The sequence below is a fragment of the Arthrobacter sp. 10T413_2 genome, assembly GCF_056394205.1.
The window spans coordinates 1-9,665 of the sequence record NZ_JBFTHK010000159.1; the positions used below are offsets into that span (position 1 = coordinate 1).

Below are 9,665 nucleotides of genomic sequence, written 5' to 3' on the forward strand. Positions count from 1 at the left end.
GTTCTGTACATCCGTCCGACCAAAATGAACGCCATGGGCATGAGGAGATGCGGTAGTCATTTGCTGCCTCCAACCACTGATTGCGGACATTTACAATTTTACGGCCCGGGTGTGGAAAAAGCGCCGGCAGCCGGGGGACGCGAATTCCGCGGATCCGCGCGTTGTGCCTGTCGGTAACCGGCCGGATGCCGGGCTCGTGGCACCATGGAACTCGATGAAACTGCGCGCTGATCAGACCGGACAACGTGGCCTTCCCATGCCCTTGTGGCTGCAGGGTGCCCTCGAGTCCGCCCAGGCCGCCGTTATCTCCGCCCTCGTGGTGGCGGCGCCGATCGTCACGGTCTGGGCCACGGCCGGATTCCAGAACAGCGGGTTCGACCTCCTGGCCCGCCTCGCCGGCCAGGCCTGGCTGCTGATCCACGGCGTGCCGCTGCTGCTGGACACCGCCGGCGCCGGGTCCGCGGCTCACCCGGATTCCGGCACGCTCTCACTGATTCCCCTGGGGCTGACCCTCATCCCGTTCCTGCTCGCCTGGCGTGCCGGGCGTCGGCTCGCCCGCGCCTCCTATACGGACCAGCTCTGGCAGGCCCTGCTCGGATCCTGGCTTATGTACGCGGGGTTCGGAATCGCCACGGGTTTCGTCTGCCGCACGTCCGACGTCGGCATCAGCCTGTGGTCCGCCGCGCTGATCCCGCTCATCCCGTTCGGACTGGGMATGGTGGTGGGCGCGCGCCGCGAGGCAGGCTCCTGGAGCCGTCTGATCGGCGTMGACGCCGTGGCCTGGCTGTCCCGGACCAGCCAGCACTCMCGCTGGGCCGGGTCCTACCTGGGTTCCGCCATCAAGGCCGGATCGGTGGCGCTGATGGCGAGCCTGGCGATGGCGGGGGCCCTGCTCGCCGTCGACCTCTTCATCCACTGGAACCTTGTGGTGGCCGTGTATGAGGGGCTCGACGCCGGCGCCATCGGCGGCGCTGTCCTGACCATTGTGCTGCTGGGCTTCCTGCCCAACCTCGTTGTGTTTGCCTTGGCCTGGATCTCCGGCGCGKGGTTCGCCCTGGGGGTCGGCTCGGCGGCCGGGCCGCTCGGAACCGCCGTCGGGCCGCTGCCGTCGATCCCCGTGTTCGCGGCGCTGCCGTCCGGGCCGCTGGACTTCGGCTTCGTGGCCCTCGTGGTGCCGGCGCTCGCCGGGGCGCTGGCCGGCTGGTGGTTCCTGCGCGAAGGCGAGAACCACTTCGACGAATGGCTGTCCATCAAGGTCCGGGCCCGCTGGTTTACTGCCGCGGCGTCCACCCTGGTGCTGGGCGCGGTGATCGGCTCGGTCGCCGGGCTGCTCGCGGCGGGGCTCGCCTGGCTTGCCGGCGGGTCCGCCGGAATCGGCAGGCTGACGGAGATCGGCCCCGACCCGCTCCGCACGGCACTGTTCGTGGCCGCGGAGGTCGGGATCGGCGTCGTGATCGGCTACGCGGCCGGTCCCTGGCTGGAACGCCAGCAGAAGCTGCGGGAAGCCGATCTCGAAGCGGTCAACAGCCGCTAGCGGAACTGCGTGGGCATGGCGTTGTTGAGCTGCGTCCTGCACGCGGACGTTGCCTGCTCCGTCAAGGCATACCGAACGCACTGCTGGTAGTCGCGGATCTGGCTGAAGAACAGTGACGAGGCCAGGATCACCAGCAGCATCACCGCTGAGGCCACTAGCCCGGAAATCGCGCCGAACAGGACCAGCCGCGGTGCTTTGTACTTCACCGCCCGGATCAGCAGCATGATGCCCAGCACAATCCCGGCCGTGGTGAGCAGGGCCGTCAGCCACAGGTAGTTGACGTCGAGCTGGAAGACGAAGAAGGCGCCCAGGACCGCGACGATGAACAGCCGGAACAGGGTGTGGGTCAGCTGCTGAGGGTCTTTGGCCGCCGCGCCGCGCGGATGCCGGCCGGGCTGGCCGCCGCCGGAGTCCGTGGGGGAATTCATGGTTTCCAGCCTACGCGAGCGGCCCCATAAGCTAGGACCATGCGCATCGTAGTCCTCGTTTCCGGCACCGGCTCCAACCTCCAGGCAGTGATCGACGCCGTKACCTCCGGCGCGCTCGACGTCGAGATCGCCGCCGTCGGCGCCGACCGGCCCGGAACGTTTGGCGTGGAGCGCTCCGCCGCCGCCGGAATCCCTACGTTCGTGGTGGACTTCAAGGCCTATCCGGACCGGGCTGCCTGGAACGCGGCCCTGACTGAGACCGTCGCCGCCTACGACCCGGACGTCGTGGTGTCCTCGGGCTTCATGCGGATTGTCAGCGCCGGCTTTATCGATGCGTTCGGCGGCAAATACCTCAACACGCACCCGGCCCTGCTGCCGTCCTTCCCGGGCGCGCACGGTGTCCGCGACGCACTGGCCTACGGCGTGAAGGTCACCGGCTGCACCGTGCACTGGGCCGACGCCGGCGTGGACACCGGCCCCATCATCGCGCAGGAGGCCGTGGCGATCGAGGACGGCGAGACCGAAGAGTCCCTGCACGAACGCATCAAGGTGATGGAGCGCCGCCTCCTGGTCTCCACGCTGGCATCCCTCGCCGCGGCCCACAACGGACGCAAGTAGCGGCACTCCGGCGTATCCCGCCCACCCAACGGGCTTGCGTGGGCCGTGAGCTGTGGATAACTCCCCAGGGCAAACCTCCGATTTGCGACGATGTACCGATGAGGACGCCCCGACCGCTCCCGGTGCCGCTCGGATCAGCGCCGTTTACCGTCAAGGAGGCCGCCGACGCCGGCATCAGCCGACGTCGTCTTAGGCACTCCTCACTGGACGTTCCGAGCCGCGGGATCCGCTTGCCAACGGGGCACAGCGCTGAAGTGACGCTCCACGCCCGGCCCCTCACCCTGGTCACGCAATTCTCCGCAGCCTCCCACGCGACGGCCTTCCTGATCTGGGGCTTTCCAGGATTCCTCCCGGGCTCGAACGCTCCCGAAATCCACATTTCCCGTCCGGACACCATGGCCATACCKCGGCGCAGGGGCGTGATCGGGCATGTCGGGCAGTTCTTCGCCGACGAAATCACTATGGTCGACGGCGTGCTGGTCACCACTCGGACCAGGACGTGGTTGGACTGCTCCCGGAAGATGAGCATCGATGAGCTGACCGTGGTGGCTGACCACTTGCTGCGCCTTCCTCGGCCTKCATTTGAGAACCGGACGGAGCCTTATGCCACGCCGGCGCAGCTGGCCGAGATGCTGGACCGGCACAAGGGGACGCCCGGCATCCGCAAGGCGCGGCTGGCCCTGGAGCAGGCCCGGATCGGTGCGGACTCGGCTCCCGAGACGAGACTCCGGCTCGCGCTGTGCCGCGCAGGACTGCCGGAACCGGAACTGAACGTGGGCACGGTCCTGCGCTCCGGCGTCGCACGTCAACCGGATCTTGCCTATCCGGAGCACCGGGTTGCCGTGGAGTACGAGGGCGCCGGGCATTCCRAGGCGGCCCAGGTCATTCGTGACATTGCCCGGGAAGAGGACTTCAGCGGCGCCGGCTGGATCCTGGTCCGGATCTCGAAGCGGCACATGGAGAACGACGCGCGGTCCGCCGTCGCGAAGGTCAGGGCCGCGCTCGCGTCCCGCGGCTGGCAGCCCAAGTAACTAGCAGCAGGGGCCGTTTTGAGGGCTCAGAACGGCCCCTGCTGCTAGTTAGTTGGGGGTGAGGGCGGGCGGGGGCTGGTGCCCGGAGAGCGCGCTAGTCGAGCCGGCGCTGCTTGGTTTCGGGGGCGAAGAACGCCATCCACAGCACGGACAGCAGCACCAGGCCGCCGGCCAGCGCGAACGACGTCGCGAGCCCCAGCTGCGGCCACAGGACGGCCGCGAAGATCAGCGGCCCGAACCCGGCGCCGAGGCGGGAGAACGTCGAGGCCCAGCCGAAGCCGGAACCGCGCAGCTCGGTCGGGTACAGCTCGGAGACGTAGGCGTACAGCACGGGGATGGCCACCTGCACCACGAAGCCGAAGACCAGGAGCCAGAACACGGCCGCCGTCGGGATGTCCACCACGATCGCCACAATCACGAGCGTCAGGGCGGAGAGCGGGCCGGTGATGGCCAGGATCCACTTGCGGCCCACACGTTCGACGAGCAGGGCGGCCACCACCACGCCGAGGAGACCGACGGCGGCCATGGACGCCGTGGTCAGGAAGGCCTWGTACTCCTCGAAGCCGGCGCCGATCAGGATCCGCGGCATCCACGTCAGGGACAGGTAGTACACCAGCAGGATGCTGAAGAAGAGGGCCCACGCCGCCGTCGTGATCTTCCAGCTGAACTGCCAGAGCGCAAGCAATTGCGTCCACGCGCTGCCGGCCGAGAGCCGGGGTGCGTCCTGCGGTGCGGGCAGGCTGTAGACGCGGGGCTCGGCGCCGGTGGCCTCGACCAGGCTGTCGATCACCTTGGCGGCCTCGTCGCGGCGGCCCTTGCGGATCAAAAAGAGCGGGGACTCCGGCACGCTGCGGCGGATCCAGAACACCAGCAGCGCCGGGAGCACCATGACCAGCATGGTCAGGCGCCAGTCGGCGAAGGCCGCGACCAGACCGGCKGAGACAAAACCGCACAGGGCGGCGCCGATCGGCCACCAGCCGTCCATCGCGGTCAGCACCCGGCCGCGCTGTTTGCGGGGTGTGAACTCGCCCACCAGCGCATAGTCCACCGGGATGCAGCCGCCGAGGCCGAAGCCCGCCATGAAGCGGAACACGACGAACCACAGGAAGTCGGGGGAGACCGCGCCGAGCACGGTGAAGATGGAGAAGATCAGCAACGTGGCGGTGAAGGCCTTCGTGCGCCCGATCGTGTCCGCGATGGTGCCCCAGACGAAGGCACCGAGGGCCATGCCGATCAGGTTCGCCGTGCCGATCCAGGCGGCATCGCCGGGGCTCAGGGACCAGTGTTTGGACAGCAGCGGAATGAGGATGCCGTTGAGGGTGACGTCCCAGGCATCGAACATGAAGCCCAGGCCGCCGATCAGGAAGATCCGGCCTTGGACCTTCCACCGCCACGGCAGTTCCTGGACCACCTGTTCGCCGCTGGGCACAGTGGTGTACGTGTTCATCTTGGCCTCCTGTGGGAAAACTCTACGTGGCCCGGGCGGGGCCGGTGCGTGCTTCACACTCCGGCGCGCGGGACGGCCCGGTGCCGGGACGCGATAAACTGGCCGCATCCCCACCACCCGCGGCCCGCCGCGATATAAGACGGAGACTTTTTGTGAGCTTCACGCAGCTTGACCGTGTATCCATCGACCGAGTGCCCATCCGCCGGGCACTGATTTCGGTCTACGACAAGACCGGTCTGGAGGAGCTCGCACAGGGCCTGCACGACGCCGGCGTCAAGATCGTCTCCACCGGCTCCACGGCCAAGAAGATCGCCGCCGCGGGCATCCCCGTGCAGGAAGTCGAAGAAGTCACCGGCTCCCCGGAAATGCTGGACGGGCGCGTCAAGACCCTGCACCCGCGCGTGCACGGCGGCATCCTCGMGGACCGCCGCGTCCCGGCCCACATGCAGACGCTGGCCGACATGGACATCGAGCCGTTCGACCTCGTCGTCGTCAACCTTTACCCCTTCGTGGAGACCGTGAAGTCCGGCGCGGCGCCGGACGACGTCGTCGAGCAGATCGACATCGGCGGCCCGGCGATGGTCCGCTCGGCCGCGAAGAACCACGCCGCCGTCGCGATCGTGGTGGACCCGGCGTCGTACGGTGCCGTCGTGGACGCGGCCGCCTCGGGCGGCTTCGACCTGAAGACCCGACGCCGGCTCGCCGCCAAGGCGTTCGCGCACACCGCGAGCTACGACACCGCGGTGGCCACCTGGACCGCCAGCCAGTTCCTCGACGAGGACGGCGACGGCGTGATCAACTGGCCCGCCTACGCCGGCCTGGCTCTGGAACGCTCCGAGGTGCTCCGCTACGGCGAAAACCCGCACCAGCAGGCCGCGCTGTACGTGGACAAGGCCGCCCCGGCCGGCATCGCGCAGGCCGACCAGCTGCACGGCAAGGCCATGAGCTACAACAACTTTGTCGACGCCGATGCCGCCCTTCGCGCCGCGTTCGACTTCGCCGAGCCCGCCGTCGCCATCATCAAGCACGCCAACCCCTGCGGCGTGGCCGTGGGGTCCGCCTCCGCGGCGGACCCGATCGCCGACGCCCACGCCAAGGCCCACGCCTGCGATCCCGTGTCCGCGTTCGGCGGCGTCATCGCCGCGAACCGCACTGTCACCGCCGGCATGGCCCGCACTGTGGCGGGAATCTTCACGGAGGTCGTCATCGCGCCGGGCTTCGACGAGGAGGCCGTGGAGATCCTGTCCAAGAAGAAGAACATCCGTCTCCTGGCCCTGCCCGAGGGCTACGGCCGGTACCCGACCGAGTTCCGGCAGGTCTCGGGCGGCATGCTGGTGCAGGCCACGGACAAGGTCGACGCCGAGGGTGACAACCCCGCCAACTGGACCCTTGCCGCGGGCGACGCCGCCGATGCCGACACCCTGGCCGACCTCGCGTTCGCCTGGACCGCCTGCCGCGCCGCCAAGTCCAACGCCATCCTGCTCGCCGACAACGGTGCCGCCGTCGGCATCGGCATGGGCCAGGTCAACCGGCTTGATTCCTGCAAGCTCGCCGTGGAGCGCGCCAACACGCTCGGTGTCACCGTGGAGTCCGACGTCGACKCCGCCGGCGGTGCGGCCGGCACCGACGCCAGCGAAGCCCCCGAGCGTGCCCGCGGTGCGGTGGCGGCATCGGACGCGTTCTTCCCGTTCGCGGACGGCCTGCAGATCCTGATCGACGCCGGCGTTCGGGCCGTGGTCCAGCCCGGCGGCTCCGTCCGGGATGAGGAAGTCATCGCCGCGGCCAACGCCGCCGGCATCACGATGTACTTCACGGGAGCCCGCCACTTCTTCCACTAGGAGTTCGCGTTCCCGCTGCACACATCCGCGGTTCCCGCTGCACACATCCGCGGTTCCAGCTGTACACATTCGAGGTTCCCGCTGCACACGGAAGCCGCCGCACGCAGTAGAAGCCGCGCAAAGAATGGGCATGCCCTCCCTCATCCGGAGGACATGTCCATTTTTTGTGCCACCGGGTCAGTCGGCGGGCAGGGCTGTGGGACATGCTCATTTYTCGCGGACACGAGTGGGCTGTTGGGCGAGCCCGCGGAGCATGCTCATTCCTTGTGGCGAGGAGTGGGCTGATGGGCAAGCCCGCTGGACATGCTCATTCTTGCGGGGGCCATGCTCATTTTTCAGGCCAAGGCCTGGACATATACGGGATATGTCCAGGCCTTGGAGTGTTGGGAGGGCATGTCCGGTGACCTCTGACGCCGATGCAGGTCGCGGGCCGGGCCAAGGGACATGCTCATTCTTTTCGCAGGGCATGCTCGACTGTTGTGGCACGGGGTTGGTCGGTGGGCCGGGCGCATGGGCATGCTCATTCTCTTGTGCGTTATCGTGGCGAGCCCGTGGGACATGCTCATTTCGTGTGGCGAGGAGTGGGCTGTTGGGCAAGCCCACGGAGCATGCTCATTTTTCAGGCCAAGGCCCGGACATGTGGGGGATATGTCCAGGCCTTGGCTCGTGGGGTGGGCATGTTGGGTGAGCTCAGATGCACGCGCCGGTCACCGGGAGGGTATCTCGGGTGAACCCCGGTGCAGACGCAGGTCGGCCAGGCACATAGGCATGCTCATTCTCTTGTGCGTTCTCGTGGCGAGCCCCCGGAGCATGCTCATTCTTGCCGGAGGACATGCTCATTTTTCAGGCCAAGGCCTGGACATATAGGGGATATGTCCAGGCCTTGGCTTGCGGGGAGGGCATGTCCCGTGGAGGACCGCCGTCGTATGTTCAACTGTTCAACGCCGACGCGGGGCCACCCTGGGCYGTCCCCACTGCTGGAKACCGGCTGCAAGTGACCCCGCGCCGGGGTAGGCGAAACTCTGCAGGGGTAGGTGAAACCGGGGCTGGTCAGGCTAGGAAGCGGCCGCCGTCGTGTAGGCCTGCTGGATGACGCTGCCCCAGTACGGGCCGTACATGGTGGTGGATTTGCTGCCGTAACCGTAGCTGTTGATGGAGTTCTGGTAACCGGAAGCGCTGGTGCCGATGAACCACGGACCGCCCGAGGAGCCGCCGGTCATGTTGCAGGGGATGCCCTGGGTGTTGAACTGCGGGTTGTAGGGGTCGTTGGTGGCCGTGCCGGAGCAGCTCTTGAGGGATTCGCCGTTGAAGGGCGCCGCGGCGGGGTAGCCGAAGGACTTGTAGCTCAGGCCGCGGGCGGCGTTGAACTGCAGCCCGGAGCCGCCGACCACATCGGTCAGGTACTGGCCGTTGAGCGTGGACATCACGGCGAAGCCGGTGTCGTACGTCATGTCGCCGGCGGAGCTCCACTGGGTGGGAGCGTAGAGGGCCTTGGCCGTCCACTTGCCGTAGGGGGCTGCGCCGTTGAGGTAGGCCGGGACGAATGTGAACTTGGTGGCGAAGGCGCCCGGACCCTCGTTGACGCAGTGCCCGGCCGTGCTGACGGTGCTCTTGTTGCCGGAGGAGACCGAGTTGCCGGAGCAGACGTAGTTGGTACCGMCGAGGGTGAAGAAGACCTTGCCGATGTGCGGGACGGGGTTTTCGCTTGCGTTGGCTTTGGTCTGCAGGGTCTGCGACTGCTGCGCCTTGGACTGCTCTGTCGGAGCCGCAGCCTCAACAGTGCTCGGGGCGGCACCCTCCAGCGGTGCCGCCACGGACTTCGAGGACTTGCCGCGCTTTATGGCCTTGTCCGCCAGGACGTCACCGGGGACGGCGTTGCGCATGCGTTCCGCGGTCCAGTAGTCGGCCGTCCCGGTTTCGGTGACGGTGTGGCTTGTGACGTCGGAGGCGGAAACTGGTGCCTTGGCCGGCGCGGGGGAGGCGGTGGCCGCCCCCGCGGCACTCAGGGCCAGCAGTGCGGCGGCTGAAAGAGCCAGCAGGCTGGTGGCCAGAGTCTTGGGTGTTCTCATGGGTGTCCTAACCGGTGGAAAGCGGGGCGGCCGCCTGTGGCGGCCGCTGGATGGGAACGAAACTACGGCAGTTTGACTAATCTGTAAAGTAACTTGTCAATTCTTGTTATGCCGTTCTTGGGTGTCATGCACCCGTCCGCGCACGACGCCGGTAGGCGTCAAAGGGGGCACCTCGGGTAAGTTAGGGGTGTTGAGATAACACAAGATTCCGGAAATACCCAGACCTTCAGGGAGACGCCCGAGCAATGGCAAAGATTATCTATACCCACACCGACGAAGCGCCGATGCTGGCCACCTATTCGTTCTTGCCGATCATTGAGGCGTTCGCCTCGACGGCCGGTGTGGAAGTGGAGACCCGCGACATCTCGCTGGCCGGCCGCATCATCTCCGCATTCGGCGACTACCTCACCGAAGAGCAGCGCGTCAGCGACGCCCTGGCCGAACTTGGCGCGCTGGCCAAGACGCCGGAAGCMAACATCATCAAGCTGCCCAACATCAGCGCCTCCGTGCCGCAGTTGAAGGCTGCGATCGCCGAACTCCAGGGCCACGGCTACGCGCTGCCGGACTACCCGGACAACCCCTCCTCGGACGAGGAAACGGACATCCRGTCCCGCTACGACAAGATCAAGGGCTCCGCCGTGAACCCGGTCCTGCGCGAAGGCAACTCCGACCGCCGCGCCCCGCTGTCGGTCAAGAACTA

Annotated in this window: 8 protein-coding genes; 5 read left to right on the forward strand and 3 right to left on the reverse strand. The window is 67.5% G+C overall.

The genetic code is table 11. From position 1 onward, the window contains the following. The first annotated feature begins 214 nt into the window (after positions 1-214). On the forward strand, positions 215-1,534 hold the full coding sequence (locus AC1DBQ_RS18630) for a cell division protein PerM (protein WP_476929920.1): 1,320 nt from the start codon (positions 215-217) through the stop codon (positions 1,532-1,534). Here AC1DBQ_RS18630 and AC1DBQ_RS18635 read toward each other — a convergent pair. Next, a complete protein-coding gene (locus tag AC1DBQ_RS18635) occupies positions 1,531-1,962 on the reverse strand; it encodes a hypothetical protein (protein ID WP_476929921.1) in 432 nt (143 codons plus the stop codon). The genes AC1DBQ_RS18630 and AC1DBQ_RS18635 overlap by 4 nt on opposite strands. A gap of 39 nt (positions 1,963-2,001) precedes the next feature. Between AC1DBQ_RS18635 and purN the strand changes: the two genes are divergently transcribed. Together purN and AC1DBQ_RS18645 are read left to right on the forward strand one after the other, a co-directional pair. Beyond that, positions 2,002-2,580: a phosphoribosylglycinamide formyltransferase gene (gene purN, locus AC1DBQ_RS18640; RefSeq protein WP_476929922.1), complete on the forward strand. Its 579-nt coding sequence runs from the start codon at positions 2,002-2,004 to the stop codon at positions 2,578-2,580. A 98-nt stretch (positions 2,581-2,678) separates the two neighbouring features. Next, positions 2,679-3,611 carry an endonuclease domain-containing protein gene (locus tag AC1DBQ_RS18645; RefSeq protein ID WP_476929923.1) on the forward strand — a complete coding sequence of 311 codons (933 nt, stop codon included), beginning with the start codon at positions 2,679-2,681 and terminating at the stop codon, positions 3,609-3,611. A gap of 94 nt (positions 3,612-3,705) precedes the next feature. On the opposite strand, the gene AC1DBQ_RS18650 is transcribed toward AC1DBQ_RS18645, so the two are convergent. Next, complete coding sequence (locus tag AC1DBQ_RS18650; RefSeq protein WP_476929924.1) at positions 3,706-5,058, reverse strand: MFS transporter; 1,353 nt, start codon at positions 5,056-5,058, stop codon at positions 3,706-3,708. Between the two features lie 152 nt (positions 5,059-5,210). On the opposite strand from AC1DBQ_RS18650, the gene purH reads away from it, so the two are divergent. After that, a complete protein-coding gene (purH, locus tag AC1DBQ_RS18655) occupies positions 5,211-6,896 on the forward strand; it encodes a bifunctional phosphoribosylaminoimidazolecarboxamide formyltransferase/IMP cyclohydrolase (protein ID WP_476929925.1) in 1,686 nt (561 codons plus the stop codon). Between the two features lie 1,055 nt (positions 6,897-7,951). On the opposite strand, the gene AC1DBQ_RS18660 is transcribed toward purH, so the two are convergent. Then, positions 7,952-8,965, reverse strand: coding sequence for a trypsin-like serine peptidase (locus AC1DBQ_RS18660; protein WP_476929926.1), 1,014 nt, complete (start codon positions 8,963-8,965; stop codon positions 7,952-7,954). Between the two features lie 245 nt (positions 8,966-9,210). On the opposite strand from AC1DBQ_RS18660, the gene AC1DBQ_RS18665 reads away from it, so the two are divergent. Beyond that, positions 9,211-9,665 (forward strand): NADP-dependent isocitrate dehydrogenase (locus AC1DBQ_RS18665; RefSeq protein WP_476929927.1); only part of this gene is annotated, 455 nt, incomplete at its 3' end.

Coding starts and splice junctions, on each gene's coding strand:
- AC1DBQ_RS18635 (WP_476929921.1), bottom strand. CDS start 1,962: ATGAATTCCCCCACGGACTCCGGCGGCGGCCAGCCCGGCCGGCATCCG.